Genomic DNA, 25308 nt, shown 5'->3' with positions numbered 1-25308 from the left:
TCAGGGCAGCCGAATCACATCAAGCCAGCGCTGCCGGACCCGGCCCGGCGATAATGGACCGGCCCCGGACAGGCAGGTAACCGTTTCACTTCATATCGTCTAGTCCCGCGCGAGCGTCTCGGTGAGGTGGTGCGTGGGAATGCGGTCGCGGTCGTAGGTGATCTCGGTGTAGCCGTGCGGCTCGGGCTTGCCGTTGAGGCTAAGGTTCACGAACACGATCTCCTCGATGGTGAGGATGCTCTGGCGCGTGATCATGTTGCGGACCTCGGCCCGCATGGTCAGAGACGTGCGGCCGAACCGGGTGGCTGTCAGGCCCATTTCGATCAGGTCGCCCTGCACAGCGGAGCTGACGAAGTTGATCTCCGAGATGTACTTCGTGACAGCCCGGCCATTGCCCAACTGGAGGATGGCGTAGATGGCCGCTTCCTCGTCAATCCACTTCAGCAGGCTCCCGCCGAACAGCGTGCCGTTGGCGTTGAGGTCCTCGGGGCGGACCCACTTGCGGGTGCGGAAAGTTATGTCTGCGGTTGCCATACTGCGAGATTAGTCGACGGCGGACGGCCGGTTCCGAGTGTGACGTACGCCCCGGATCGGGTCAGGCCATGGCCGTGTGCGCCGCGCTGCGGGCGTTGATGGACTTGGCGTAGCAATAGGAGTGCTCGACGCCGATGTAGGGACCGAAGTTGGGAACCTGTTCGAAGCCGGAGTTCTCGTAGAAGTTCCTGCCGTCGGGCTGGGCGGAGCCTGCCTCGGCCGTGACGCGGGTGATGCCCTGGGCGTAGGCCTCTGCCTCGAGGGCCGCAAGGATGGAGCTGGCTACGCCAGAGCCACGGGTGTACGGCAGGACATAGAGGCGCTTGATTTCGGCGGTGGAGGCATCCAGCAGCCGCAGGCCCCCGCAACCTACGGGCTGGCCCGACCCTTTGTCGTAGGCCACGAGGAAGACAGCGGTGTCCACTTCAGACGGCTTCGGCCCGGGCTCATGATCGGTGCTGCCAAAGCGTGCATCGAGCTCTGCCTGCTGGGCAGCCCGCAGGTCGGCACCCACCGGGTTGGACCAGCTGACTTTGCGGATGTTGAGCCTGGGGTTGGTCTGCATCTCTGCCTCGATTCGCCGAAGGGTTATGCACATCAACGGTAAGGAGGCGTGGTTACCACTGTGTTTCCCGTGCGTAAGCGTCCAGAGAACACTTTCCCGACAATGTCCCGACAATACTGTCCAGACAGTACTGCAGGGGGCACAAAACCTCAGGTCCGGTACCCGAGAGTCAGCCGGCCTGGCAGTACGGCTACCCGGCGGAGCGCCCCATCGGGTCTTCGGCGGTCGGATCCGCCAGGGCAAGGCCGCCCACCGGGCTGGCATCCCAGTGGATGAGGGTCCAGCCGGCCTCGGGATCCCCTTCCAGGGCCACGATGCCGGTGTTGGCAAGCACGTGCCTTGCCGCAAATTGCATGTCGATGTTGTCCGCCCGCAGGCCCGCCCAGACGCGGATGGCGGCACCGTGGCTAACGACGGCGACGGCGCCGGCGTCGTCAGCTGCGGCGGCCACCTTGGCGATGGCAGCGTCGTAACGCTCAAAGAAAGAGTGCCCGTCGGGCCCTGCAGGCATCCGGCGGTCGAAATCACCGCCGCTCCAGGCGAAGACCGTCGTCATGTACCGCCGGTGCGCCTCGTGGTCGGTCAGCTTCTCCAGGGCGCCGGCCTCGATTTCATGGATCCCGTCCAACACCTTCACGTCCAGGCCGAGCTCACGCCCCAGCGGCGCAGCGGTGACCTGGGTCCGGAGGAGCGTTGAGGCGTACAGAGCACGGATCGGCTCATTCACGAGCGCCCTCGGCAACGCTTCCGCCTGGCGTTCTCCAAGCTGCGTCAGCCCCGGTCCCGGGTGCGCGGTGTCCAGCTGCCCCAACACGTTCCCGGGAGTTTCGCCGTGGCGGATGAGCAGCAGCCTCATGATTCACATGTCCTTGTCATCGTCGGGAAGCCAGGGGTCCGGGCGCTTTCCCGAAAAGCGGCCGGGAAAGAAAGCGGCGCCGGACAGCGAAGCCCGGCACCGCCGTCGTCCTTTACTTCAAATGATCGACCAGTCGGTCCGCGATGCCCGTGTACTTGCCGGGCGTCAGCGCGAGCAACCGCGCCTCCGCTTCCGGCGAGAGGCCCAGGCCCTGGACGAACTCCTGCATGCGTGCGGCGTCGACGCGCTGCCCGCGGGTGAGGTCCTTGAGCCGCTCGTACGGGTTCTCCATACCCTCAACTCCGGCAATCGCCTCGGCGCGCATGACCATTTGGATTGCCTCACCCAGGACTTCCCAGTTGGTATCCAGGTCTTCTGCGAGAACGCTTTCCGCTACGTCGAGCCGCTCCAGGCCCTTGGCCACGTTGGAGATGGCCAGCAGTGAGTGGCCGAACGCCACCCCGATGTTGCGCTGGCTCGAGGAATCCGTGAGGTCCCGCTGCCAACGGGAGGTGACCAGCGTGGAGCCCAGCACGTCCAGGAGCCCGGAGGAAATCTCCAGGTTGGCCTCGGCGTTTTCAAAACGGATCGGGTTGACCTTGTGCGGCATCGTGGAGGAGCCCGTGGCGCCCGCCACCGGGACCTGCGCGAAGTAGCCTATGGAGATGTAGCTCCAGATGTCCGTGCAGACGTTGTGCAGGATCCGGTTGAAGCGCGCGACGTCGGCGTACAGCTCGGCCTGCCAGTCGTGGCTTTCGATCTGCGTGGTCAGCGGGTTCCAGGTGAGGCCCAGTCCCTCGACGAAGGACTTGGAGACCTGCTGCCAGTCGGCTCCCGGGACCGAGGCCACATGCGCGGCGTAGGTGCCGGTTGCGCCGTTGATCTTGCCGAGGTACTCGGTCTTGGCGATGCGGTCCAGCTGGCGCGTGAGGCGGTGCGCGATGACGGCGAGTTCCTTGCCCAGCGTGGTGGGCGTGGCCGGCTGACCGTGGGTGCGGGACAGCATGGGGACGGCGCGGTTGTCCTCGGCCATCTTGCTGATCTGGGCCACGAGGGCGCGTGCGGCCGGCAGCCACACGTCCTCCACAGCACCCTTCACCCCGAGCGCGTAGGAGAGGTTGTTGATGTCCTCGGACGTGCAGCCGAAGTGCACCATGGCCGTCAGGTGCTCGATGCCGATGGCGGGCAGGCGGCGGCCGATGTAGTACTCCACTGCCTTGACGTCGTGGACGGTCACGGCTTCGATTTCGGCCAGCTCGGAGACGGACGCGGCGTCGAATTCGGAGACGATCGCCCGGAGCTGTTCCTGCTGGTCTGAGGTCAGCGGGCCGGCGCCCGGGAGGACGTTGTTGCTGGTCAGGTGGATGAGCCACTCCACTTCGACGGCGACCCGGTCACGGTTGAGGGCGGCCTCGGACAGGTAGTCAACGAGCGGCGCGACGGCGGACTGGTAGCGGCCGTCCAGCGGGCCGAGCGCGATCTGTTCCGGTGACGCGGCAAGGGCCAGGCGTCCGGAGGGCGTACGGGTGTCAGCTGTGGCGGCAGTTTCAGGCATGAGGTGATTCTTTCATGAACTCCGCTGCCCACTGAAGCACGCGGTTCCTTGTGACTCGTCCTCCCCAGCCTGCGTTTTGGATAGCCGTCCACATAGCCGACGGCGGGTGTTCCGGCGGGGGACAGGGCGCCCTAGTTTTGTCCGCAAGAGGCAGAAAGCGCCGGCCGGAACGAGAGGGGAAATTGAATGAGCGCCAGCATTACCGCCGCGGACGCGGCGTCGTGCTCGTCGCGACAGTTTGAGGTGCAGCTCCTGGCGGGGAGGGTGGACGATTGTGCGGGGCAGCTCGATGCTGTTCTGGCCCGGCTTTCGCAGTTGCAGCTGGCGGACTGGCAGTCCCCTGCGGGCACGGCGTACAGGGCGAGTATCGGGCTGCAGGCAGCTGCCCTGCGGAGGGCGAAGGAGCGTATGGAACTGGCCGCCCAGGTCATCCGCCGGCATGCCCGGAACGTGTCGTTGTCGTCGATGCGGACCGGAACAGGGGACTACTGATGGCTGAGGTGACCCCGTGGGGGAGCGGCGGCCCGCTCCGGCCACTGAAGCAGGAGCCGGACGGCCATTTCTCGGTCCGCGGCGGGGTAGCGGGCATCGCCTTTCAGCTGGAGGAGCTGGACGCTGGAGTGCGGGGCCTGGACGGCCTCGCGGGGGACCTTGCGGCAGTGGAGATCGCTGCGCACAGGATCTGGGCGGAGCTGGGGCAATACCAAAACGATCCACCATCCAGCGGGGTCGAAGCGCTCAACGCCACGGGGGAAGGGCGGCGTGCTGTGGCGAAAGTGCGGGAGGAACTGCAGGACATCGGAAGCCAGGTGCAGGCCTGTCTGCAGGAGTACGAGGGGGCCGAACAGCGAACCCTGTCCAACCTCCGCCTGGGCACCGACTCCCCGAAGCTGTGGCTGCCGCAGATGCTGGATTTGCTCCTCGGAGGGTTCCCTAACCCCTACAGTCCTGACCTCAGCCGGCTGCTGAACAGGGACAGTACAGAGGCGCTCGCAGGCAATTATCCGGTCATTTTTGCACTTCTGGGGGCGAGGCCCGAGCGGGTGACCGAGGCCATCCACATGGCGTCGGCGACCGGGATGCAGGGTTCGGGCATCCCTATCGTTGTCCGCGCGCTGGCTGAGGGTCTGGCGCCCCACCTCAAACCGCGCGACGTAAAAGCCAGCGGAGGTCGCAGCACGGATGTCGTCCTCGATGCCTCCCCTGCCGGGCTCCTGTCCAGGGCGCGGTCCGTTGATGAGGACGGCCGGGGCACAATTGAAATCCTCAGGACGGGCAGCGGGGATCACGAGGCCTTCGTCGTCATCGTTCCCGGCACGCAGCCAGGAGACGCGGGCGGGCCCAACCCGTTCGACGAGGCCGGAATCGTCGAAGCATTCGGGTACGGCTCCGAGCATACGAGTGCCGCCATCCGGTCAGCGCTGCAGGAGGCCGGGGCGGAGGCCGGCGCCCAGGTGGTCGCCGTTGGTTACAGCCAGGGCGGGATCCATGCCATGAACCTGAGCCAGGACAAGGCATTCCTCGCGGAGTACGACCTCAAGTACGTGCTGACCGCGGGCTCCCCCGTAGGCGGAATCCATCCTGAGCCGGGCATCAGCAGCCTGCATCTGGAACACCGGCAGGACTGGGTTCCAGGGAGCGAGGGGGCAATCAACCCGGACACCCGGGACCGCGTCACCGTCACGCTCGAAAATCGGGTGCTGACGCCCTCTGGCGAGGCTCCGGGGCTCGGTCCGGGCCACAGGCTCACGAACTATGAAGCCGGTGCCCGGGCGGTCTCCGCAAGCAGCGATCCGTCCCTCGTGGCATCAACGGGCGTGCTCGCCGGGGTCGTGGGTACCGGCGGCGCGGCCACGGCCACACGCTTCCAGCTGGTCCGCACCCCTAAGCCGCAGGAATCAGAGCGCCAAGGCGTGCCCGTCCGCCCTGTGGAACAGCCCGACATCAGCCCGCCCGGTGGCCGGTAGCCGGGTCTCGGAGTGGACGGGTGGCAGCGGCCGGCGGCTGCAAAGGGCTGCCGGCCCCCACGCGGCGGCCAGGCAGCAGCCTGCAATTACCGGTGGCGTGCCCCCGGGATCCTGTCGGCCACCAGGGAAACGATGGTGATGATGATTGCCGCCAGCACCGCAGTCCAGAAGAAGGAGTCAATCGTGAAGTCCACAGGTGTGTAGCTGCTGATCCACGATGTCAGGTACAGCATGGCCGCGTTGATGACGATCGTGAACAGCCCCAGGGTGAGGATGGTAATGGGCAGCGAAAGGAAGCTGACGATTGGACGCACGAAAGCATTGACCAGCCCGAAAATCAGTCCGACAAAGAGGTACGCCAGGACTATGCCGGCAGCATCGGTCCCCTGGCTGACGCCGGCGTTAGCCACCGCGTCGGTCGTGGCCGAAGTGGTGATGTCCAGCCCGGGGAGAATCCAGCTGGCAATCCACAGTGCCAGTCCGTTGATGAGCACCCGAACGATGAAAGAACGCATGCGCCCATGCTGTCATACCTCGCGGGATGCGGGCGCACCTGCGGCGGATGCGCGAAGTAGGCTAGTTGGCATGACTTCATCAGAGACTATGGCTGGCGGTGTCAGGCCGAGGCCGGTAGTTGACCGGCTGCCCCGCTATGCCGCAGGCAAGCCACCCGTCGCCGTTGACGGACTGGCCAGCTACAAGCTGTCGTCCAACGAGAACCCGCTGCCGCCGATTCGGGCCGTAGCCGAGGCCATCGCTGCGCAGAGCGACTTCAACCGCTACCCGGACCCCCTGAGCACCAAGCTCCGGACCGCGCTCGCGGACTTTCTGGAGGTGCCGGCGGAGGACATCGTCACGGGCGCAGGAAGCCTTGGGGCGCTCAACCAGCTGCTGAGCGCCTTCGCCGGCCAGAACGACGACGGCAAAGCTGACGAAGTGATCTATGCCTGGCGTTCGTTCGAGGCGTATCCCATCTGCGTAGGCCTGGCCGGCGCCGAGGGCGTGCGTATTCCCCTCACAGCGGACGGCCGTCACGATCTGGAGGCCATGGCGGCCGCCGTGACCACGCGCACCAAGGTGATCCTGCTGTGCACGCCGAACAACCCCACCGGTCCGATCCTGAGGGCCGAGGAAACGGAACGGTTCATCAAGGCGGTGCCTGCGGACGTGGTGGTGGTGATCGATGAGGCCTACCAGGAATTCATACGGGCGGACGACGCCGTGGACGGCATTCGGATGTACCGGAAATACCCCAACGTCGTGGTGCTCCGGACCTTCTCCAAGGCACACGGCCTCGCCGGGTTGCGCGTGGGCTACAGCATCTCCCAGCCGGCACTGACGCAGTACCTGCGCGTGGCCGCCACACCCTTCGCGGTGTCCCAGATCGCAGAACAGGCCGCCGTAGTGTCCCTCCAGAATTTCGGTCAGGTTGTAGAAAGGGTACAAAGCCTGGTGGATGAGCGGGACCGCGTGACAGCCGGTCTCCGTGATCTGGGCTGGTTCGTTCCGGAGGCTCAGGGGAATTTCGTCTGGCTGGATCTGGGCGGGAACAGCGCCGAGTTCGCCCAGTTGGCGGGGGAGCGGGCGCTTTCGGTACGTGCTTTCGGAAATGAGGGCGTCCGGGTCAGCATCGGCGAGGTGGAGGCCAATACCCGCTTCCTCGAGCTCTGTGCGGTTTATACAAAACCCCCGAGACGTTCCTAGCGGTTAACAACTGCCCCGCGGTAGTTACGCCGGATAAAGTAAGGAACAGTAAGCCAAAATATATGCCCCACGTGGAATGCATTCCGTATGGGGCATATATCCCAGCGACATTGCAACGCATCCGGATGCGGCAAGCAAGGAGACGGTATGGGCGCCACACATCTGCCCTCCACTGAGTTCGACGGAACAGACGTGGATGACCAGCTAGAGGCCGAGGCCGAGGCTGCCCTGGGCGAGCCGCCGGTCGAGATGGTCCAGCTGCTTGGCCCGGACGGCAAACTCGGCACCAACGCCATGTTTTCGGAGTATGCCGAACGGCTGGATGCGGAAAAGCTGCGCGGCTTTTATGCCGACATGGCCGCGATCAGGCGCTTCGACCAGGAGGCCACCGCGCTCCAGCGCCAGGGCCAGCTGGCGCTATGGGTTCCGCTGACCGGCCAGGAGGCTGCGCAGATAGGCTCCGGGCGGGCCAGCCAGCCCCAGGACTACATCTTCCCCACGTACCGCGAGCACGGTGTAGCCCTCACGCGGAACGTCGACCTCGCCGAGCTCCTGCGGCAGTTCAGGGGCATCTCCAATGGCGGCTGGAATCCCAAGGACACCAATTTCCACCTGTACACACTGGTCCTGGCTGCGCAGACACCCCACGCCGTCGGCTATGCCATGGGCATTCAGCGCGACCAGCGCCTCGCGGAGGCCAACGGCATGGCGCAGTCCGGAACCGCCGAGCCGAAGGCTGCCGTCATGGTCTACTTCGGCGACGGCGCCAGCTCCGAAGGCGACGTTCACGAATCCATGGTGTTTGCATCGTCCTACAAGGCGCCCGTGGTCTTCTTCTGCCAGAACAACCACTGGGCCATCTCCGTGCCCACCGCAGTGCAAACCCGCGTCCCGCTGTCCAACCGGGCCAAGGGCTACGGCTTCCCGGGCATCAGGGTGGACGGCAACGACGTCATTGCCGTGCACGCCGTCACCGAGTGGGCGCTGGAGCACGCACGGCAGGGCAACGGGCCGGTGCTGATCGAGGCCTTTACCTACCGCGTCGGCGCGCACACCACGGCTGACGACCCCACGAAATACCGCGAATCCTCCGAGGAAGCACTGTGGCGGGCCAAGGATCCGCTGGAGCGGCTGGAGAAGTACCTCCGCTCCGAGGACATGGCCGATGATGCATTCTTCAAGAAGGTGGCGGCTGACGGCGACGAGCTGGCAGCCTACATCCGCAAGTCCACGTACGATTCGGAAACCCCGGACATCCGCACGGCCTTTGCCAACACGTATGTCGAGGCGCACCCGCTTGTGGCGGAGGAACTGGCCTGGTTCGAGGAGTACACCGCTGGTTTCGCCGGCGAGGACACTGCAGAAGGAGCTGGCCACTGATGACCACCATGACCATTGCCAAGGCCATCAACGAGGGCCTGCGCGCAACGCTGAGCAACAACCCCAAGACCCTGCTGATGGGCGAGGACATCGGGCCCCTCGGCGGCGTCTACCGCGTGACGGATGGCCTGATCGGCGAGTTCGGCGCGGACCGCGTCGTTGATACGCCGCTCGCCGAATCCGGAATCATCGGCACGGCCATCGGCCTGGCGCTGCGGGGCTACCTGCCGGTCTGTGAGATCCAGTTCGACGGTTTCGTCTTTCCGGGCTTCAACCAGATCACCACGCAGCTCGCCAAGATGCACTCGCGCAGCAACGGTAACCTGACGGTCCCCGTCGTCATCCGTATCCCGTACGGCGGCGGCATCGGATCGATTGAGCACCACTCGGAGTCGCCGGAAGCACTGTTTGCACACACCGCCGGCGTTCGCATCATCACCCCGTCCAACCCCCACGATGCCTACTGGATGATCCAGCAGGCCGTGGACTGCCAGGACCCGGTCATCGTCTTCGAACCCAAGCGCCGCTACTGGCTCAAGGGTGAGGTGGACACGGCGACGGCGGGACTGGCCGAGGACCCCTTCAAGGCCCACGTGGTCCGGGAGGGCACCGACGCCACCGTGGTGGTCTACGGTCCGCTGGTTCCCGTGGCACTCGCCGCGGCAAATGCCGCCGCGGAGGACGGGCGCAGTATCGAAGTCATCGATCTCCGCTCCATTTCGCCCATCGACTTCGACACGATCGAATCGTCGGTAAAGAAAACCGGCAGGCTTATCGTGTCCCACGAGGCTCCGACGTTCGGCGGCATCGGCGGTGAAATCGCCGCCCGGATCGGTGAGCGCGCCTTCCACTTCCTCGAAGCCCCCGTTATTCGCGTGGGCGGCTTCCACATGCCGTACCCCGTGGCCAAGGTGGAAGAGGACTACCTTCCGGACATTGACCGCATCCTTGAGGCGCTGGACCGGGCTTTTAGCTACTGACGCTTCGCACTGACGTTTATGCCTGCGGTCGCCTCCGGGCGCCGGCCAGCCTGAGCTTTCGAAACCCGAGGACCCCATGACGATTAACAAGTTCAACCTTCCCGACGTGGGCGAAGGCCTGACCGAGGCCGAGATCGTTTCCTGGAAGGTCAGGCCGGGCGACACGGTGGCTATCAACGATGTCCTCTGCGAGATCGAGACCGCCAAGTCCCTCGTCGAACTGCCTTCCCCGTTCGCCGGCACCGTCACGGAACTGCTGGTTCCCGAGGGAGTGACGGTCGACGTCGGCACGGCCATCATCAGCGTCTCCGACGCCGTCTCCGGAGATCCCACTCCTGCCGACGTCCCGCTGCCCCCTTTGCAGGAGAGCGAGCCCGAGCCGCTCATGTACGGGAAACTGCACGAGCACCCGCACACCGGTCCAACCGCTTCCGACGGCGGCGCGGCGGCCGGCGGGCTGGCCGGCGGTCCGCTGGTGGGTTCCGGCCCAAAGGCCGACGCCGTCAAGCGCCGTCCGCGGAAGGCTTCCGCCCAGTCTGTGGCCGGGCCGGTTGAGACCGGCGGTCCCGCCCCGCTGGCCGAGCCGGTTGAGACCGGCGGTCCCGCCCCGCTGGCGGAGCCCGGGATTTCGACGGGCTCATATAGCGGTTCCGCCGCTGAGAAGCCCACACTGGGCGGCGCCATCACCGGACTGGTGAACAAGGTGCTGGCCAAGCCGCCGGTGCGCAAGATTGCCCGGGACCTGGGAATCGATCTGGCCGACGTGATTCCCACCGGCGCCCGCGGCGAGGTGACCAGGGAGGATCTGGTCAGCTACCAGGCCCAGCGTGACGCGGAGCTGGACAAGGCGGACACGTTCTGGGGAAGGTCGGGCCGGCCACAGGAGCAGCGGATCGAACGGATCCCGGTGAAGGGCGTCCGCAAGGCCACTGCCAAGGCGATGGTGGACTCTGCCTTTTCCGCGCCGCACGTCAGCATCTTCGTGGACGTGGACGCCAGCCGGACCATGGAGTTCGTCAAGCGGCTGAAGGCCTCGCGTGATTTCGAGGGCATCAAAGTCTCCCCGCTTCTGATCCTGGCCAAGGCGGTCATCTGGGCTGCGGCGCGGAACCCCAGCGTCAACGCCACCTGGGTGGACAACCCCGGCGGTGATTCGGCTGAGATCCAGGTCAAGCACTTCATGAACCTGGGCATTGCTGCGGCCACGCCGCGCGGCCTGATGGTTCCGAACATCAAGAATGCCCAGGACCTCTCCCTCAAGGAGCTGGCGCTGGCCCTGAATGATCTCGCCACCACCGCGCGTGCGGGCAAGACCCAGCCTGCCCAGATGCAGGGTGGCACCCTGACCATCACGAATATCGGTGCCCTCGGCATCGACACCGGAACCCCCATCATCAATCCGGGCGAGGTGGCCATCGTGGCATTCGGCACGATCAAGCAGAAACCCTGGGTACTGGACGGCGAGGTCATTCCGCGCTGGATAACGACTCTCGGCGGGTCCTTCGACCACCGTGTTGTGGACGGAGATCTGTCCGCGCGCTTCATGGCTGACGTCGCCGCCATCCTTGAAGAGCCTGCCCTCCTGCTGGATTGATCGGGTTCCTGACCAGCCGGGAGCCCGGCCTGCGGCGTCAGTTCACCGGATGACGGAGGGTCCCCGCGCGGGGCGAGAGCAAGCGGTCATGGTCATCCGCAACCACGTGGCGCTGTTCCTTTCGGCGGTCTTCCAGCCGCCGGTCACCGTGGCTGCGCTGCTGATGCTTAGCCCGGTGATTGAACCGGGTTTCCCGGGGACCATCTGGTTCAGTGCGCTGGCCGTGCTGTTTGTCTGCGTGTTGCCGTTCGCCGCCGTGTTGCTGCTGGTGCGGCTGGGCAAGGTCACGGATCATCACGTCAGTGAACGCCGCCAGCGGGCACCGGTGATGGGCATGGCCATGCTGTCGCTGCTGGCTGGCCTGGGCGTTCTGAGTGTCGTCAACGCGCCAGTCAGCGTGATTGTCATGGTCCTGACGATCTTCGGGAGCGTGGTCCTGCTTGCCGTGATTAGCCTCTTCTGGAAAATCAGCGGGCACGCAGGAGCGATCGCGCTCTCGACGGGCATCGCCGTCCTCATGCTGGGCCCGCCGTGGCTTCCGCTGATGCTGCTGATCCCTGCCGTCAGCTGGTCCCGTGTGGTGCTGCGCGCACATACCGTGGCCGAGGTTGTGATGGGCGTGCTGGTTGGCGGCGGTGTGGCGTCCGGATTGTGGTGGCTGCTGAGGGAGCTGATGATCCTCGCTCGTTGAACCCGTAGGTCACCGGGGATCTGATGTCCGTGCCACGAGCATGCGTTGGAGAGCTGTTTAGTACGCCGGGTACGTGGTCATCAGTTCAGCCAAAGCGGGATCGGCAGAGAGGCCGGCGAGGCTGAATGCGGCGGCGATCATGACGCCGGCGAGGCCGGCCACGCAGCCGGACACGGTGGCCAGGAACTTCCAGTCGTTCCGCAGGACGGTCTGGATGGTTTCAGGAAGCTGCAGGTCCGGCGAGATGAGGTTCGGCGCGCTGTCCACGGAGCCGTCGTCCAGCAGGGCGATGACCCGTCCCGCGCTGCGGTCCAGCCGCATCGAACAGATGTGGTTGCCGTGGCGGGCAAGAAGGATGTCGTGGCCGACGAGCTGGCGTCGCTGAAGCGTAAGCATTTTTAGATCCTGGCGCTGGTAGGTGCTGGGCTGTCCGCACCATCGGGGGCACCATCAATTTTACCGTTGGGGCCACACGCCAATGCCCGGAAAGCCGGGTGAGACTGCCCACCAGGAGGCGTGACGCAGGTCAAGCCGGGCGTGGTCCCTTGGTCCCCTTCAGTACCTGGGTGCCCGCCTCACCGACTGCGGCACAGTCCCGGCCGGATGGCTCCGCACCCTGCAGTGCCGGAGCCAGCCGCCGGAACCCGCGTCGCAGAACGGCCGCACAGCCAATCAGAACGGCTGCCAAGCCTCCTGAGGGGTTAGCAGCCTGATCTGGCCCAGAGGAAGTCAGGGGAATAACCGTGCCCCGCCGGCACGGCCTCCCGCTACGATGTGCCTGTCCTGGCCTAGTCCGCCCCATAGGTGTTGGCGATGTAGACGTCGCAGGAGGCAGTGTGGGCAACGCTGTTGGCGATGCTGCCCAGCACGCGCCCCAGGCCGTGCATGCGGCGGTTGCCCACAACGATCATCCTCGCGTCGGAGCGTTCCGCCTCTTTGACGAGGGCTTCGGCCGGCTTGCCGCGGGCCGCCGAGTAGGTCACAGTGAGCCCTGCGACGGCGAGGCCTGCGGCAACGTCCTTGGCAACTTTCTCGGCCGCGCCGGCATCGGAGACGATCCATTTGTCGGTGCCGCTGCCGTAAACCTCGGTCCGGTCGGTATCAAAAGCCGACACGACGTGCAGGGTCGCCCCCAGCGCCACTGCAAGGTCCCGGGCCGCCTCTGCGGCCTTGCGTGCTGTGCCGCTGCCGTCCACGCCGACAACAATGATTCCACTCATGATCCACTCTCTTTCGTTCGCGCCATCCGGGCGGGCTGCATGTTCGCATCCTGCGTCTGCCCGGCTGGTGTCCATCATTAGGCTACAGCGCCGGCCCGACACGCAGCGCGGGTCAACCGGCCGGGTGCCCTGTGGCTTGTGGCCCGATGGCTTCCTTTAGCACCGGCGCGAGCCGGCGCACACCTTCGGCGATGCGGTCCGGAGGCACAGCGCTGAAGGCCAGGCGCAGCTTGTTGGAAGGTTCGGCCGAGTGGCTGAAGGCAGCTCCCGGGATGAAGACGACGCCGGCATCGATCGCCTTGCGGAGCAGGGGGTACGTATCCACACCCTCCGGAAGGGTCACCCACACGAAGAAGCCGCCCTCCGGCCGTGTCCACGTCAGCCCGTCCGGCATGTACTTCTCCAGCGCGGCAAGCATGGCGTGGCAGCGTTCCGCGTACAGTCCCCGGTACGTTTCGATCTGGCCCTTCCAGTCGTAGTCCCTGAGGTAAGCCGACACCAGCATCTGGTTCAGCGTGGGCGGGCACAGCGTCACGGCCTCGGCTGCCAGATAGTAACGGCGCTGCAAATGCGCGGGGACGAGCGCCCAGCCGATGCGCAGCCCCGGCGCGAAGATCTTGGAAAACGACCCCATATAAATGACATCGTCCGGATTGGCGGCGCGCAGCGGTTCCAGTGGCTTCCCCTCAAAGCGGAGAAGGCCGTAGGGGTTGTCCTCGAGCACCAGGATGTTGGCGCGGCGGCAGATGTCGACGATCCGCTGGCGCCGCTCCTGCGCCAGGGTGATTCCCGAGGGATTGTTGAAGTTGGGGATCGTGTAGAGGAACTTGATGTTTTTCCCGGCGCTCTGGAGTTCAGCGATCCTGGCCTCGAGAAGCTCAGGCACCAGGCCGTCGTCGTCCATTGCGGCTGCCTCAACCTGGACCTGGTACGCCTCAAAGGTGTTCAGCGCGCCCACATAGGTGGGTTCCTCGACGAGCACGACGTCCCCGGGGTTGCAGAAAACCTTGGTGGCCACGTCCTGGGCCGACTGGGAGCCGGCGGTGATCACCACGTTTTCGGGCAGCGCGTCCAGGATGCCCTCGGCGGCCATGACCTCGCAGACCTGCCTGCGAAGCTCTTCCGTGCCCTGACCGCTGCCATACTGCAGGGCGGTCAGGCCCTGTTCGGCGATGATCGACGCAGCGGTCTGGCCCAGCCTCTGCAGGGGCAGCGACTGGAGGTACGGGCTGCCGCCCGCCAGGGAGACGAGCCCCGGGCGCAGCGAGATGTCGAAGACGTCGCGGACAGCCGACTGCTTGATGTTCGCGGCGCGCTCCGAAAAAAGTCCTTCGTGTCGATGCGAGGACGTTGCCGCCCGTTCAATCGCGTCAATGGCTTCGGCGGGGAGGACGGCCGCGGCGGCGTCGAGTGTCTCGTGGGTCACAGTCCCTAGGATACAGCCAACTGTTGCCAAGAAGGCAACAGTTGTTCACGAAATAGGACTAGTCGAAGCCCGGGTCCTTTACGCGGGCACGCCGAGGGCATGGAATGGAGCCATGACCACGTTCCAGTCCCTTCCTGCCCAGTCGGACAAGGCCGCAGCCTTCCGGGAACTCCACGCGGAAGGGCCGGTGCCGCTGGTGCTGGTGAATGTGTGGGACGCGGCCTCGGCCAAGCTCGTGGAGCAGGCCGGTGCGCAGGCCCTGGCCACGTCCAGCTCAGCCATCTCCTGGAGCCTGGGCTTTCCGGACGGCAACCATCTTCCCCGTGCCCTCGCCATGGCGGCGCTCAACAGGATTGCGGCCGCGACGGACCTGCCAGTGACGGCCGACATCGAAACGGGGTACGCCGGCAGGGACGGCGCCTTCGACGATGCCCAGCTGGAGCAGACCATCTCGGCGGTCCTGGCAGCCGGGGCAGTGGGAGTGAATATCGAGGACTCCGGGGGTGAACCGCTGACCGACGTCGCGGAGCAGGCCCGCAGGATCGGGACCGTCAGGAGGCTGGCGGAGGAGTACGGGGTGCGGCTTTTCATCAACGCCAGGACGGACACCTACCTGTCCGGACGGTTTCCGGAATCGGCATTCGAGGAAACGCTGCGGCGGGTCCCGGCATACCTGGCGGCCGGGGCGGACGGGATCTTCGTCCCCGGCGTGACGGATCTGCATGTCCTGCACGAACTCTCCCGCCGGATCCCGGCACCGCTGAACGCACTGGCCGGCGTGGGGGCCCCCTCAGCCGGGGAACTGCACGACGCCGGCGTGCGGCGGATCAGCATCGGCGGCAATACCGCGAAGGCGGCTTATGCAACGGTGTCCAGGGTCGCTTCAGAAGTCCTGGGCGACGGCAACTGGTCCAAGCTGGCCGGAGCCCGCAGCCATGCCGAGATGGACGCCCTCTTCACCCGGGCCAACGCACGTGAGTGACGCGCGCCTGGTGACGCACGTAAGTGACTCGCAGGTGGTGAATCAGCCGGTGTGTGCCTAGCGCAGGCTCAGGACGTCCGCCAGCCGGACGCCATCGACGTAAATCTCCGCCCGGACGGCGCCGACGGCCGTCACGGCCGTGTGGGTCAGCTGGGCCTCTATCCGTGGGATGTCGCAGGTGCCCCCGGGCTGAACCTTGCCGCTTAAGCTGACCACCACGGTCTCCCCGTCCAGGAAGCCGGAAACGTACTTCAGCGCGGAGGGCCCCAGGGCGTTGTACAGTCCAGCCGGTGTCCCGCTTCCAGACAGCAGCTGGCTCATGGCTGCCTGAAGCGGCTCGCGGATCGCGGGGTCCGTGTGGCGCACGGCGACGAGGCTGTCGTTGCAGCCGAAGCGCACACCGGAACTGCCGCCGTCGTCCACGGCCACGTAGTACACCGCCGTGCCCGCGAGGACTCCCGCCGCCCCGCCTGAGCCGCCGCCCGTTCCGAAGCCCGCTGCAGGTCCGGCTGCCGCACCTTCAGTTCCCGTGCCCGGCGCAGGCGGGCCTGGTGCCCCGACTGCAGGCTCCTCGTGCATGGCTGGTCCGCCTGCGGATCCTGCAACCGGTCCCTCAGCGGACCCCGACTCCGCAGGCAGTTCCGGTGGCATGGCGGCGGGCGGGACGGGGGTCGCAACGTCCTGCGGGACGGAATTCGTGCCCACGCCTGACCCGAGCGCTGGCTCCGCGCCGGATCCCTGGGCCGGTTCCCCGCCCGGAACCGCCGCCGGGGCCCCAGGCGCGGCATCCGCCGGTGCCGGTGCCGGGGCAGGGGCAGGTCGGGGGTCAGGGGCGGCCAGGCCCGGCGCGCCGGCAGGAGCCTGTTCGGCAACGGTCCCGCCCGGGGAGGCCGGGACCGGCACGCAGGAGCCCAGCCCCAGCGGAAGCAGCAGGCACAGGGCAGCAGCCGCCGTCGTCAGCGTCCTGCCGCACTGACTGGTCTTCATGACTGCACCGCACTTCCCGCTCGCGCGTCCCGTATATCAACGGTAGTGCGGTGGAAGTCGGCGTGGAACTGAGTGCCGGTGACAGTTCGGCCGCAGCTCAGTTACGGAATGGTTGCGCCGCACGGCGCCGGGCGGGTGCGCGCCCGGGACGCCGACGCCCCCGGCAACTGTCAAGTTGCCAGGGGCGCCTCGGGGGATAGGGGCGGCTTGGGCTAGGCTGCGGCCTCTGCCTTCTCAGCGGCGGCGAGGGCGCCGAAGATGCCCTGGATCTGCTCGACAACCTCGGCGTCGTCCTTCGGGTGGGTCTCGGCGAAGCGGACCATGGAGCCCGGAACGGCGAGCTTGACGTCCTCGAGGACGCGGGCGCCGGCGATGCCGGCAGCCTTGCGGGCCTCGTCCTGGGCCCAGACGCCGCCGAACTGGCCGAAGGCGGTGCCAACGACGGCGGTGGGCTTGCCGACAAGGGCACCGGCGCCGTACGGGCGGGACAGCCAGTCAATGGCGTTCTTGAGCGACGCCGGCATGGTTCCGTTGTGTTCGGGGGTGACCAGCAGCAGGGCGTCGGCGTCATTCGCTGCGGCGCGAAGGGCGGCTGCGGCCTCCGGGACCTGGCCCTCGACGTCAATGTCCTCGTTGTAGAAGGGGAGGTTGCCAAGGCTTTCGTAGATGACGATTTCGAGATCCTCCGGGGCGTTGAGCTGGATGGCCTCGGCGAGCTTGCGGTTGTGGGAATCGGCGCGAAGGCTGCCGACCAGGGCAAGTACGGTGTTCTTGGACATGCGAACTCCTAGTGTCAGGCCGCGGAGCGTCCGCGGCGGCTGGTTGTCGAGGCGTCTTTTGCCTTCACCGATACTAAACGGACTACGGTCCGGATATTATTCCCCGGTCTAGAATGATTTGTGTGAGCCTCATCCCAATCCGCTCCGCAATGCCCGGCGGTTCCGGTCCGGAACGCCGCGACGCCGCCCGCAACCGGGAACTGCTGCTGTGTGCAGCCCGGCAGCTCATCGAGGAGTGCGGCGCGGATGGCCTCACCATGGACAAACTGGCGGAACGGGCAGGCGTGGGCAAGGGAACAATCTTCCGCCGCTTCGGCAGCCGGGCCGGGCTCATGATGACGCTGCTCAGTGATGCCGAGGCCGAGTTCCAGGGCCGGTTCATGTTCGGCCCTCCGCCCCTGGGCCCGGGGGCGCCTCCCCTGGAACGGCTCATCGCCTTCGGCGCCGGCCGCATTGGCTACATCCTGGAATACGGCGACCTCGCCCGGGCTGCCGACCATTCTGTGTACAACCGCTTTGAGGTTCCCGCCGTGGTGCTGTGGCACAGGCATATCGAGCTTCTGCTGCGCGCCGCCGGCTTCGACGCGGACCCGTGGCTCATGGCCATGTCGCTGAGTGCCACCCTGGATGCGGAACGGCTGCTCCACGCCGTCCGCGTGCACGGCGTTTCCCCGGAGCGGCTTGAGGAGTCATGGCGCGAGCTGGTCACCCGCGTGGTCGGATCTGCGGAGGGCGGGATCCCGGAGTAGCGTTGCACCATGAGCACCGCATCCCCCTCCTCGCCCCTCTCCCCGTCGGGACGGCAGCCGTCCGGTGAACGCGGACCTATCCGCACCGCCGTCGTGGGTTTTGGCCTCTCCGGAAGCGTTTTTCACGCCCCGCTGATTGCTGCCGACTCCCGATACTCACTGGATGTCATCGCGACGTCGGATGCCGGCCGCCAGGCGGCCGCCGTCGACCGTTATCCGGGTGTGAAAACAGTTCCCGACGCCGATGCCGTCCTCGCGCTGGCCGGGGACCTTGACCTTGTGGTCCTGGGGACGCCCCCGGCAACCCATTACCCGCTGGCGAAGGCCGCGCTCGAGGCAGGGCTCGACGTCGTCGTGGACAAGCCGTTCACAGTGACCAGCGCCGAGGGCGTGGAGCTGACCTCGCTGGCGGAAAACCTGCATCGGGTCCTGACCGTCTTCCAGAACCGCCGCTGGGACGGCGACTTCCTGACCGTCCAAGGTCTGCTTGACGCCGGGGCCCTGGGGCAGGTGATGCGGTTCGAATCACGCTTCGAGCGCTGGTCCCCGGAAGTGTCCAAGGCCTGGAAAGCGGAGGCCACGGCAGCGACCGGCGGAGGCGTCCTGTTCGACCTGGGCACGCACCTGTTGGACCAGGCGCTGGAACTGTTCGGGCCCGGCCAGATTATTCATGCGGAACTCAACGCCCGGCGGCCCGGTGAAAACACGGACGACGACTGCTTCCTCGTCCTGAAACACGGATCCGGCGTGCTCAGCCACCTCTGGATGAACATGCTGTGCGCCCAGCAGGGGCCGCGCTACCGCGTGCTGGGTTCTGAGGGCGCCTTCACCAAGCACGGCGTGGATCCGCAGGAACCGTACATCGTGGCTGGCGGAGGCCCGCTGGACGAGGAATACGGTCTGGAAGACCCCGAGTGGGCCGGGCAGCTGGGCCGCGACGGCCACCTCGATCGGGTGTCCACCGAACGCGGCGCCTACCCGGAGTTCTACCGCATCCTCGCTGACAAGGTCACCGACGGCGGCGCCGCCTCCGATCTTCCGCTTCCGGTGGATCCGGCAGGCCCGGTCGAAGTCCTCAAACTGATCGAACAGGCCAGGGCCATCGCTTAAAAACCCATCGACTGCTCCGTAGCTGCCGTTATGAGGGGTCAAAAGGGCGCTTACGGAGCAGTCGACGGTGGGTGTTAGGCGGAAACCAGTTCGTGCCAGTCCGCCACGAGGGGCAGGTCGTGCGCCTCGGAGACGGAGTGGTGTGCCACGTGGCCTGCTGCGATGTTCAGGCCGGCGGCGAGGGCGGGGTCCTTCTCGAACGCGGCCCTGACGCCCAGGTTGGCCAGGGCCACTCCGTAACGCAGGGTGACGTTGGTCAGCGCGTAGGTGGAGGTGTTCGGAACGGCGCCGGGCATGTTGGCCACGCAGTAGAAGATCGTGTTGTGGACCTTGTACGTGGGTTCCTGGTGCGTGGTGGGGTGGGTGTCCTCGAAGCAGCCGCCCTGGTCCACGGCGATGTCCACGAGCACCGAGCCGGGCTTCATGCGGGCCACCAGCTCGTTGGTCACGAGCTTGGGGGCCTTGGCGCCGGGAATCAGCACGGAGCCGATCACCAGATCCGCGTCCACCACTGACTTTTCGATCTCGTACTTGTTGGACGCGACGGTCTTCAGCCGGCCCTGGTACTGGGCGTCGAGTTCGCGGAGGCGGTTGATGTTGATATCCAGGATGGTGACGTCCGCACCGAGTCCCAGGGCCATGGCCGCAGCATTGGTGCCAGCCACGCCGGCACCCAGGACGACGACGTTGGCCGGACGGACTCCGGGAACGCCGCCCAGGAGCACGCCCTTGCCGCCGGCGGGGGCCATCAGGGAGGTGGCTCCGACCTGGACGGAGAGGCGGCCGGCGACCTCGGACATCGGGGCCAGCAGGGGAAGGGTGCGGCCTTCCTGGACGGTTTCGTACGCGATCGCGGTGACGCCGGAGTTGATGAGCTCGCGGGTCAGTTCGGGCTCGGCGGCGAGGTGCAGGTAGGTAAAGAGGATCAGGCCCTTGCGGAAGCGGTGATATTCCGCGGCGATGGGTTCCTTGACCTTCATGACCATGTCCGCCCGGGCCCAGACGTCGTCGGCGTCGGCGACGATTTCGGCGCCTGCTATGGCGTATTCCTCGTCCGTGATTCCGGAGCCCAGGCCAGCGCCGCGCTCTACCAGGACCGTGTGGCCGTGGGTGCGGAACTCGTGAACGCCGGCGGCGGTGATGGCGACGCGGAATTCGTTGTTCTTGATCTCTTTGGGGATACCGATGATCATTTTTTGGGCTCCATATTCGATGGCTGTGTGGGCCAAGAGTTGCGGGGAGTTGTGCTTCCAGAATAGATCCGGCTGTGAGGCAGGCGACAGGAAGGTGCCGTGGGGCTGCAGGAGAAACCGCATGATTCCGGGGTTTTTACTCGCAACGGTTAGACATTTGTCGAGGCCGGAAGCGTCAAGTGTCGCCTGCTGTCCGTTCGCCCCGAATGCCATCCGGGACGTAGTCTTGCTGCATGCAGCAGGATGTGGAGCAGCTCGTGGAGCGGGTGGCGCAGAAGCTGGGCCGGGGTCTGTCCCTTGAGGACCTGGACGGACTCCTGCTCGCGTACAGTTCCAACCAGTCGCATGCCGACCGGGTCAGGGTGAACTTCCTGCTCAGCAAGCGCGTGCCCGTAGATGTGAAGGCATGGCAGCTCTCGCACGGGATCGCAACAGCGGTGCGTCCCGTTGTCGTTCCCGCCAACGAGGAACTGGGCATGCTGGGGCGCGTCTGCGTGCCGCTGATGGTCCGCGGCTTCCGCGTCGGCTACCTCTGGGTCCAGCAGGACCTCGAGGAGGAAAGCGCGACGACGATTCTCGCCCAGCTGCCCGACGTCCGGGAGGAGCTCGACCTGCTTTCCGGCCTGCTGCTGGACTCCAATACGGCCGAGTCTGAATTCCGCCGCGGCCGCGAACGTGAGTTCCTGGCGGCCTGCGCGGGAGAGGCCAACGCGGTGGCCGCCGTGGCAGGCTGGAAGGAAGTGCAGGACCGCGGACCGTGGCAATTGGTGACAGTCCTCGATGCCGACGGTTGGGCCGCCGGGCCGGATCCCATAGCGTCTACGCTGATCCACCGGTCTGCGGCGCTGCAGGCGACCATCGGCGTCGATGCCGTACTCTTCAGCGCGGGCACCGAAACCCACGCCGTCGTGCTGTTCCGGGAATCGACGGGCAGGGCCAGCCACGCGCAGGTGCTGGTGCACTATCAGCTGGAACTCGCCAAAAGGGCGGGACGCCCGGTTGACCGCATCATCCTCGGCATAAGTGAAGGTTTCACCCGCACAAAGCAGCTGGCCGAGGCGTACCGGCAGTCGCGGGTGGCCGCCCAGGCCGCGGCGGTGGACGCGCAGCTGGGCGAACTTGTGGATTGCCGGGCCACGGGCGTCTACCAGCTCCTGGCATCGGCCGGCGGGGGCGCCGGCGTCTGGGGCGATGCCGGGTCCGTGAACTTCCAGGCCCTGGAAGACCACGACCGCAACGGCGAACTGCTGCCCGTCCTGGAACTGCTCTACGACAACGACGGTTCGGTCCAGGACGTTGCCGCGAAACTGCATCTTCACCGCAGCAGCATCTATAACCGGCTGGGCCGCATAAGGCAGCTGCTGGGCGTGGATCCGCTGAAGGGCATGGTCCGGCTGGAGCTGCATGCCACGCTCAAGGCGCGGCGGTGGGCGGCGAGGCCGCGGATCTAGCCGGGGCGGATCCAGCCGGGAACGTCAGGCGGCATTGCCTTCGCCCCGAGGGCGCTGCTCGCCGCTGGGCTGCTCCCCGCCGCGGGATTCAAGCGGGCGCTGTTCACCCACGCGCTGTTCACTGACACGCTGTTCGCCTGGCCGTTCGCCAACGAGTTGCTCACCGATGGGCTGTTCCCGGTTCCGGTACCGGGCAATCCTGCTTTCCGTCCACATGGAAACGGCCACGTAGGCCACGCAACTGGATGTGAAGATGGCCGTATTGTTCAGATCCATGACCATTCCGAGGACGGCGGCAACACCCATGGCGGCAATGCCTGCCAGAATGTGCAACCCCCGGAATCTCAACACGAATAAAGAGTAACCCCGGTCAGCGGATCGTTTCCCTCCCAGGGCCGGATCGTTGCTTTATCCTTATCACGCCGTCACCCACGGGAGGCGGCGCGTCATTTTTGCCCGCTGGCCGCCTCCGGTGCATCGTCCGCGGCAGCGCCTTCGGCCGCCTGCTTTTTCTTCTGCCCGTCCAGCCAGGCCATGATGGCGGCCAGCCGGATCCGGCGGTGGGTGCCGCGGTATTCCACGGGTATCTCGCCCCGGTCCGTCATGTTCCGCAAGTAGGTGTGAGAGATCCCGGCCAGCTCTGCCGCCTGCGACGTGGTGAGCATTTCCTCCACGCTGCTCACCGTCACGGCCTCGCCCCGGCTGAACCTGGCGAGGAGGTCGACGACGGCATCCCGCGCCTGGGGCGGCAGCCGGTGGACCGTGCCGTCAACGAACACGGTGATGTCCGTGCCGCCGTCGAGCGCCTGCCGGAGTTTCTGCGCGTCTTCGGCGGGAAGGGCGCCCGCCACCCTGGGAGCTATCAATGCCATGGCAGAAGCCTAACTGTTGCCATGCGCCTTCCCCCTGAGGGACCGGCGCTCGCCGGGCCCCGCAGGATCACTCCCAAGGCGGGTATGCTCGGCGGATGAAACTTGGCGGCGGAGTGGATGTGACGGCGCACGGCCTGACGGGCCGCCTCTACGTCTCTGAGGCTGACCGGGGCCGGCCGGCCGGGACGTCCAAGGGGGACCGGCCCGTGTTCGTGCTGCTCCACGGCATTGGGGTTTCACACCGTTACTTTGCCCGGCTGCACCGTGAGCTGGCGAGCGGCAGGCAGGCGCGCGACGCCGTCGTCTATTCCTTTGATCTGCCCGGCTTCGGCGATGCGAAGCGCCCGGACCGCCAAGTATCTGTGTGCGAATACGCCGCCTTCGTCGCGGCCGTCCTCTCCGGCGCCGGCGTCCGCTCCTGCGTGGTGGTGGGCCACTCCATGGGGGCGCAGTTCGCCGTTGAACTCGCGCTGCAGGAACCGGAACTGGTAAGCCGCGTGGTGCTCATGGGCCCGGTGGTGGATCCCGCCCGGAGGAGTGCAGCCTGGCATGCGCTGTCCCTGACGCGGGACGCGCTGTTCAGCGAAAGTCCAGCCACCAACCTGGCGGTATTCAGCGACTATTTCAGGGCCGGGCTCCGCTGGTACCTGACGGAGTTGCCCGTGATGCTCGGCTATCCGCTGGAGACGCGGGTCTGCGGAGTGGCCCAGCCCGTGCTGGTGCTCCGGGGCAGCAGGGACCCGATCGCGCGCCGTCCGTGGTGTGAGTTCCTCGCATCCCAGGCGCAGCACGGCACGTTGGTGGACGTGCTGGGGCGCGGACACGTGGTCCAGGACACCGCTCCGGAGGCCGTGGCTCAAGCCATTGTCCGCTGGGCCAGCACGGCGGCCGGCGGCGTCACAGCCTAAGAACTGGGCGCTGGCCGGCCGGCACCCGGAAAATCCGGGCACCGGCCCGCCGGCGATCAGGCTCGGCAATAGAGGCCGGGTTACAGGCCGAGCTCCTCGAGGACGGGAAGCTTCTCCCGGACCCATGCGCGCGCCTCGGTGGCGCTCGGTGCGGACAGGGCCAGTTTGGCCAGTTCCTGGGCCTCGGCCAGCGTGACGGTCTTGAGGACGGCGGCCACGGCGGCCAGGGACCGGGCCGTCATGGACAGTGTGGTCACGCCGAGGCCGGTCAGGACGACGGCGAGGGCCGGGTCAGCGGCTGCCTCGCCGCACACGCCCACCGGCTTGTTGTGGCCTTCCGCTGCTGCGCCTTCCACCGTGAGCCCCACGAGGCGCAGCACGGCCGGCTGCCAGGGCGTGTTCAGGCCGGCAAGCGGGCCGAGCTGGCGGTCGGCGGCCATCGCGTACTGCGTCAGGTCGTTGGTGCCCAGGCTGGCGAAGCCGACCTCGCGAAGGATGGTGTCCGCGGTGAGGGCGGCGGACGGGACCTCCACCATCACTCCCGGCGTCTTGATGCCAGCTTCGGCGCACATGGACGCGAACCGGGCTGCCTCTTCGGCCGTGGAAATCATGGGGGCCATGACCCAGACCTCGGCCTCGGACTGCTTTTCGGCCAGGGCGATGGCTTCGAGCTGGCGGTCCAGCACGCCCGGCGTGGTGAAGTCTGTGCGGTAGCCCCGGACGCCGAGGGCGGGGTTGGGCTCCGTGGAGTCGGTCAGGAAGGGAAGCGGCTTGTCGGCGCCGGCGTCCAGGGTCCGCAGGACCACCTTCTTGCCGGGGAACGCGTCGAAGACGCCCTTGTAGGCGGCCGCCTGTTCTTCGACGGTCGGTTCGGTGTCGCGTTCCAGGAAGCAGAATTCCGTGCGGAACAGGCCCACGCCCTGCGCCCCGAGCTTGGCTGCGGCCACGGCGTCCTTGGCGCCACCAACGTTGGCGAGGAGCGGGACCAGGTGCCCGTCCGCCGTCGCGCCCGTGCCGCTGAACTCGGCGAGGAGGGATGCCGTGGCCGCCCAGGCCTCCGCGGCGGAGCGCAGCGACGCGTCCGGATCCGCGGTGATGGAGCCTGCGGCGCCGTCCACATAGACCTCGGTGCCGTCCGGCAGTTCGTCCACGCCCACGGCGGCCACCACGGCCGGCAGGCCGAGGGAGCGGGCGATGATCGCGGTGTGGGACTGCGGGCCGCCGCCTGCCGTCACCAGCGCGAGGACCTTGTTCGGATCCAGGGTTGCGGTGTCCGCCGGCGCGAGGTCCTCGGCAACGAGGATGAAGGGGGTTTCCGAAGTGGGAATGCCGGGGGCCGGCACGCCCCGGAGTTCAGCCACGATGCGGGCGCGGACGTCCAGGATGTCCGTGGCGCGCTCCGCCATGTAGCCGCCCAGGTTGTGCAGCATTTCGGACACCGAGGAGCCCGACTCCCAGATGGCTCGCTGGGCCGATGTGCCGCGGGCAATGAGCTTCGCGGCACCCTTGATCAGCATGGTGTCCTTAGCCATCAGCGCGGTCGCTTCCAGGACGGCTTTGCCGTCGCCGGTGGCGTGGTCGGCCCGTGCTTTGAGTTCATCGTGGACGGCGGTGGCTGCTTTCTTGAGTGCCGCCGTCGCCTCCTCGGGGGTGGTGCCTGCCGGCAGCTGCTCGCCGGCCGGAGGTTCGCTGATGGGCTTGGGCATCTGGCGGATAGTTCCGATGATGCGGCCTGGGCTGACGCCAACTCCTGGGAAGTTCTGCACTGAAGGTCCTCGTTCTCTGCCGGTAGCCAGGCCCGCCTG

Annotated in this window: 26 protein-coding genes; 12 read left to right on the top strand and 14 right to left on the bottom strand. The window is 66.9% G+C overall.

The features are described from left to right. Positions 1-99: 99 nt before the first annotated feature. The 4 genes from AC6CH3_RS17630 to purB form a co-directional block, all read right to left on the bottom strand. Positions 100-534, bottom strand: coding sequence for an acyl-CoA thioesterase (locus AC6CH3_RS17630; protein WP_498133641.1), 435 nt, complete (start codon positions 532-534; stop codon positions 100-102). 61 nt (positions 535-595) lie between these two features. Continuing rightward, positions 596-1099, bottom strand: a complete 504-nt coding sequence (locus AC6CH3_RS17625; RefSeq protein WP_498133640.1) for a GNAT family N-acetyltransferase — start codon at positions 1097-1099, stop codon at positions 596-598. Positions 1100-1289: 190 nt separating this feature from the next. Then, the gene (locus AC6CH3_RS17620) at positions 1290-1955 is read right to left on the bottom strand and encodes a histidine phosphatase family protein (RefSeq protein ID WP_498133639.1); all 666 of its coding nucleotides are present in this window, start codon (positions 1953-1955) and stop codon (positions 1290-1292) included. Between the two features lie 112 nt (positions 1956-2067). Next, positions 2068-3510 carry an adenylosuccinate lyase gene (purB, locus tag AC6CH3_RS17615; protein ID WP_498133638.1) on the bottom strand — a complete coding sequence of 481 codons (1443 nt, stop codon included), beginning with the start codon at positions 3508-3510 and terminating at the stop codon, positions 2068-2070. Positions 3511-3696: 186 nt separating this feature from the next. On the opposite strand from purB, the gene AC6CH3_RS17610 reads away from it, so the two are divergent. Then, positions 3697-4002 carry a hypothetical protein gene (locus tag AC6CH3_RS17610; RefSeq protein ID WP_498133637.1) on the top strand — a complete coding sequence of 102 codons (306 nt, stop codon included), beginning with the start codon at positions 3697-3699 and terminating at the stop codon, positions 4000-4002. Further along, a complete protein-coding gene (locus AC6CH3_RS17605; protein ID WP_498133636.1) occupies positions 4002-5477 on the top strand; it encodes a hypothetical protein in 1476 nt (491 codons plus the stop codon). The genes AC6CH3_RS17610 and AC6CH3_RS17605 overlap by 1 nt, the downstream gene beginning before the upstream one ends. An 86-nt stretch (positions 5478-5563) precedes the next feature. Here AC6CH3_RS17605 and AC6CH3_RS17600 read toward each other — a convergent pair whose 3' ends face one another. Next, complete coding sequence (locus AC6CH3_RS17600; RefSeq protein WP_494033762.1) at positions 5564-5992, bottom strand: phage holin family protein; 429 nt, start codon at positions 5990-5992, stop codon at positions 5564-5566. Positions 5993-6062: 70 nt separating this feature from the next. On the opposite strand from AC6CH3_RS17600, the gene AC6CH3_RS17595 reads away from it, so the two are divergent. The 5 genes from AC6CH3_RS17595 (at position 6063) to AC6CH3_RS17575 (ending at position 11826) form a co-directional block, all read left to right on the top strand. Continuing rightward, entirely contained in the window at positions 6063-7181 is a 1119-nt protein-coding gene (locus tag AC6CH3_RS17595) for a histidinol-phosphate transaminase (protein WP_498133635.1), read from the top strand. A 147-nt stretch (positions 7182-7328) separates the two neighbouring features. After that, positions 7329-8561, top strand: a complete 1233-nt coding sequence (gene pdhA, locus AC6CH3_RS17590; protein ID WP_498133634.1) for a pyruvate dehydrogenase (acetyl-transferring) E1 component subunit alpha — start codon at positions 7329-7331, stop codon at positions 8559-8561. Continuing rightward, positions 8561-9541, top strand: a complete 981-nt coding sequence (locus AC6CH3_RS17585; RefSeq protein WP_498133633.1) for an alpha-ketoacid dehydrogenase subunit beta — start codon at positions 8561-8563, stop codon at positions 9539-9541. Before pdhA ends, AC6CH3_RS17585 begins: the two co-directional genes overlap by 1 nt. A 76-nt stretch (positions 9542-9617) precedes the next feature. Then, a complete protein-coding gene (locus AC6CH3_RS17580) occupies positions 9618-11135 on the top strand; it encodes a dihydrolipoamide acetyltransferase family protein (RefSeq protein ID WP_498133632.1) in 1518 nt (505 codons plus the stop codon). A gap of 88 nt (positions 11136-11223) precedes the next feature. Next, on the top strand, positions 11224-11826 hold the full coding sequence (locus tag AC6CH3_RS17575; RefSeq protein WP_498133631.1) for a phosphatase PAP2 family protein: 603 nt from the start codon (positions 11224-11226) through the stop codon (positions 11824-11826). A 57-nt stretch (positions 11827-11883) separates the two neighbouring features. On the opposite strand, the gene AC6CH3_RS17570 is transcribed toward AC6CH3_RS17575, so the two are convergent. From AC6CH3_RS17570 to AC6CH3_RS17560, 3 genes are all read right to left on the bottom strand, one after another. After that, on the bottom strand, positions 11884-12222 hold the full coding sequence (locus AC6CH3_RS17570) for a hypothetical protein (RefSeq protein ID WP_498133630.1): 339 nt from the start codon (positions 12220-12222) through the stop codon (positions 11884-11886). Between the two features lie 392 nt (positions 12223-12614). Then, a complete protein-coding gene (locus AC6CH3_RS17565; RefSeq protein ID WP_498133629.1) occupies positions 12615-13046 on the bottom strand; it encodes a universal stress protein in 432 nt (143 codons plus the stop codon). 112 nt (positions 13047-13158) lie between these two features. Beyond that, positions 13159-14472 carry an aminotransferase-like domain-containing protein gene (locus tag AC6CH3_RS17560; RefSeq protein WP_498133628.1) on the bottom strand — a complete coding sequence of 438 codons (1314 nt, stop codon included), beginning with the start codon at positions 14470-14472 and terminating at the stop codon, positions 13159-13161. A 112-nt stretch (positions 14473-14584) separates the two neighbouring features. On the opposite strand from AC6CH3_RS17560, the gene AC6CH3_RS17555 reads away from it, so the two are divergent. Then, positions 14585-15454, top strand: a complete 870-nt coding sequence (locus tag AC6CH3_RS17555) for an isocitrate lyase/PEP mutase family protein (protein WP_498133627.1) — start codon at positions 14585-14587, stop codon at positions 15452-15454. A gap of 57 nt (positions 15455-15511) precedes the next feature. Here AC6CH3_RS17555 and AC6CH3_RS17550 read toward each other — a convergent pair whose 3' ends face one another. Beyond that, positions 15512-16441, bottom strand: coding sequence for a GerMN domain-containing protein (locus tag AC6CH3_RS17550; RefSeq protein WP_498133626.1), 930 nt, complete (start codon positions 16439-16441; stop codon positions 15512-15514). A gap of 212 nt (positions 16442-16653) precedes the next feature. Then, on the bottom strand, positions 16654-17220 hold the full coding sequence (locus AC6CH3_RS17545; RefSeq protein WP_498133625.1) for an NAD(P)H-dependent oxidoreductase: 567 nt from the start codon (positions 17218-17220) through the stop codon (positions 16654-16656). Positions 17221-17342: 122 nt separating this feature from the next. Between AC6CH3_RS17545 and AC6CH3_RS17540 the strand changes: the two genes are divergently transcribed. After that, complete coding sequence (locus tag AC6CH3_RS17540) at positions 17343-17969, top strand: TetR/AcrR family transcriptional regulator (RefSeq protein ID WP_498133624.1); 627 nt, start codon at positions 17343-17345, stop codon at positions 17967-17969. A gap of 9 nt (positions 17970-17978) precedes the next feature. Further along, entirely contained in the window at positions 17979-19079 is a 1101-nt protein-coding gene (locus AC6CH3_RS17535; protein WP_498133623.1) for a Gfo/Idh/MocA family protein, read from the top strand. A gap of 74 nt (positions 19080-19153) precedes the next feature. On the opposite strand, the gene ald is transcribed toward AC6CH3_RS17535, so the two are convergent. Next, a complete protein-coding gene (gene ald / locus AC6CH3_RS17530) occupies positions 19154-20272 on the bottom strand; it encodes an alanine dehydrogenase (RefSeq protein WP_498133622.1) in 1119 nt (372 codons plus the stop codon). A gap of 233 nt (positions 20273-20505) precedes the next feature. Between ald and AC6CH3_RS17525 the strand changes: the two genes are divergently transcribed. Beyond that, on the top strand, positions 20506-21723 hold the full coding sequence (locus AC6CH3_RS17525; protein ID WP_498133621.1) for a PucR family transcriptional regulator: 1218 nt from the start codon (positions 20506-20508) through the stop codon (positions 21721-21723). A 24-nt stretch (positions 21724-21747) separates the two neighbouring features. Here the strand turns inward: AC6CH3_RS17525 and AC6CH3_RS17520 are convergent, their stop codons facing one another. Together AC6CH3_RS17520 and AC6CH3_RS17515 are read right to left on the bottom strand one after the other, a co-directional pair. After that, positions 21748-22074 (bottom strand): hypothetical protein, encoded by a 327-nt coding sequence (locus tag AC6CH3_RS17520; RefSeq protein WP_498133620.1) that lies wholly within the window; start codon positions 22072-22074, stop codon positions 21748-21750. Positions 22075-22169: 95 nt separating this feature from the next. Further along, entirely contained in the window at positions 22170-22595 is a 426-nt protein-coding gene (locus tag AC6CH3_RS17515) for a helix-turn-helix domain-containing protein (protein WP_498133619.1), read from the bottom strand. A gap of 95 nt (positions 22596-22690) precedes the next feature. On the opposite strand from AC6CH3_RS17515, the gene AC6CH3_RS17510 reads away from it, so the two are divergent. Then, positions 22691-23503: an alpha/beta fold hydrolase gene (locus AC6CH3_RS17510; RefSeq protein WP_498133618.1), complete on the top strand. Its 813-nt coding sequence runs from the start codon at positions 22691-22693 to the stop codon at positions 23501-23503. Positions 23504-23583: 80 nt separating this feature from the next. On the opposite strand, the gene ptsP is transcribed toward AC6CH3_RS17510, so the two are convergent. Beyond that, positions 23584-25269 carry a phosphoenolpyruvate--protein phosphotransferase gene (gene ptsP, locus AC6CH3_RS17505; RefSeq protein WP_498133617.1) on the bottom strand — a complete coding sequence of 562 codons (1686 nt, stop codon included), beginning with the start codon at positions 25267-25269 and terminating at the stop codon, positions 23584-23586. Positions 25270-25308 lie beyond the last annotated feature (39 nt).

It is taken from the genome of Arthrobacter sp. GQ119, from assembly GCF_059759125.1.
Note: the sequence above shows the minus strand (reverse complement) of the source record. Positions and strands in the feature narration are given on the sequence as shown.

Excerpts from the sequence above, each read along its gene's own strand:
- AC6CH3_RS17630 (WP_498133641.1), bottom strand. The coding sequence starts at position 534 with ATGGCAACCGCAGACATAACTTTCCGCACCCGCAAGTGGGTCCGCCCC.
- AC6CH3_RS17625 (WP_498133640.1), bottom strand. The coding sequence starts at position 1,099 with ATGCAGACCAACCCCAGGCTCAACATCCGCAAAGTCAGCTGGTCCAAC.
- AC6CH3_RS17620 (WP_498133639.1), bottom strand. The coding sequence starts at position 1,955 with ATGAGGCTGCTGCTCATCCGCCACGGCGAAACTCCCGGGAACGTGTTG.
- purB (WP_498133638.1), bottom strand. The coding sequence starts at position 3,510 with ATGCCTGAAACTGCCGCCACAGCTGACACCCGTACGCCCTCCGGACGC.
- AC6CH3_RS17610 (WP_498133637.1), top strand. The coding sequence starts at position 3,697 with ATGAGCGCCAGCATTACCGCCGCGGACGCGGCGTCGTGCTCGTCGCGA.
- AC6CH3_RS17605 (WP_498133636.1), top strand. The coding sequence starts at position 4,002 with ATGGCTGAGGTGACCCCGTGGGGGAGCGGCGGCCCGCTCCGGCCACTG.
- AC6CH3_RS17600 (WP_494033762.1), bottom strand. The coding sequence starts at position 5,992 with ATGCGTTCTTTCATCGTTCGGGTGCTCATCAACGGACTGGCACTGTGG.
- AC6CH3_RS17595 (WP_498133635.1), top strand. The coding sequence starts at position 6,063 with ATGACTTCATCAGAGACTATGGCTGGCGGTGTCAGGCCGAGGCCGGTA.
- pdhA (WP_498133634.1), top strand. The coding sequence starts at position 7,329 with ATGGGCGCCACACATCTGCCCTCCACTGAGTTCGACGGAACAGACGTG.
- AC6CH3_RS17585 (WP_498133633.1), top strand. The coding sequence starts at position 8,561 with ATGACCACCATGACCATTGCCAAGGCCATCAACGAGGGCCTGCGCGCA.
- AC6CH3_RS17580 (WP_498133632.1), top strand. The coding sequence starts at position 9,618 with ATGACGATTAACAAGTTCAACCTTCCCGACGTGGGCGAAGGCCTGACC.
- AC6CH3_RS17575 (WP_498133631.1), top strand. The coding sequence starts at position 11,224 with ATGGTCATCCGCAACCACGTGGCGCTGTTCCTTTCGGCGGTCTTCCAG.
- AC6CH3_RS17570 (WP_498133630.1), bottom strand. The coding sequence starts at position 12,222 with ATGCTTACGCTTCAGCGACGCCAGCTCGTCGGCCACGACATCCTTCTT.
- AC6CH3_RS17565 (WP_498133629.1), bottom strand. The coding sequence starts at position 13,046 with ATGAGTGGAATCATTGTTGTCGGCGTGGACGGCAGCGGCACAGCACGC.
- AC6CH3_RS17555 (WP_498133627.1), top strand. The coding sequence starts at position 14,585 with ATGACCACGTTCCAGTCCCTTCCTGCCCAGTCGGACAAGGCCGCAGCC.
- AC6CH3_RS17550 (WP_498133626.1), bottom strand. The coding sequence starts at position 16,441 with ATGAAGACCAGTCAGTGCGGCAGGACGCTGACGACGGCGGCTGCTGCC.
- AC6CH3_RS17545 (WP_498133625.1), bottom strand. The coding sequence starts at position 17,220 with ATGTCCAAGAACACCGTACTTGCCCTGGTCGGCAGCCTTCGCGCCGAT.
- AC6CH3_RS17535 (WP_498133623.1), top strand. The coding sequence starts at position 17,979 with ATGAGCACCGCATCCCCCTCCTCGCCCCTCTCCCCGTCGGGACGGCAG.
- ald (WP_498133622.1), bottom strand. The coding sequence starts at position 20,272 with ATGATCATCGGTATCCCCAAAGAGATCAAGAACAACGAATTCCGCGTC.
- AC6CH3_RS17525 (WP_498133621.1), top strand. The coding sequence starts at position 20,506 with ATGCAGCAGGATGTGGAGCAGCTCGTGGAGCGGGTGGCGCAGAAGCTG.
- AC6CH3_RS17515 (WP_498133619.1), bottom strand. The coding sequence starts at position 22,595 with ATGGCATTGATAGCTCCCAGGGTGGCGGGCGCCCTTCCCGCCGAAGAC.
- AC6CH3_RS17510 (WP_498133618.1), top strand. The coding sequence starts at position 22,691 with ATGAAACTTGGCGGCGGAGTGGATGTGACGGCGCACGGCCTGACGGGC.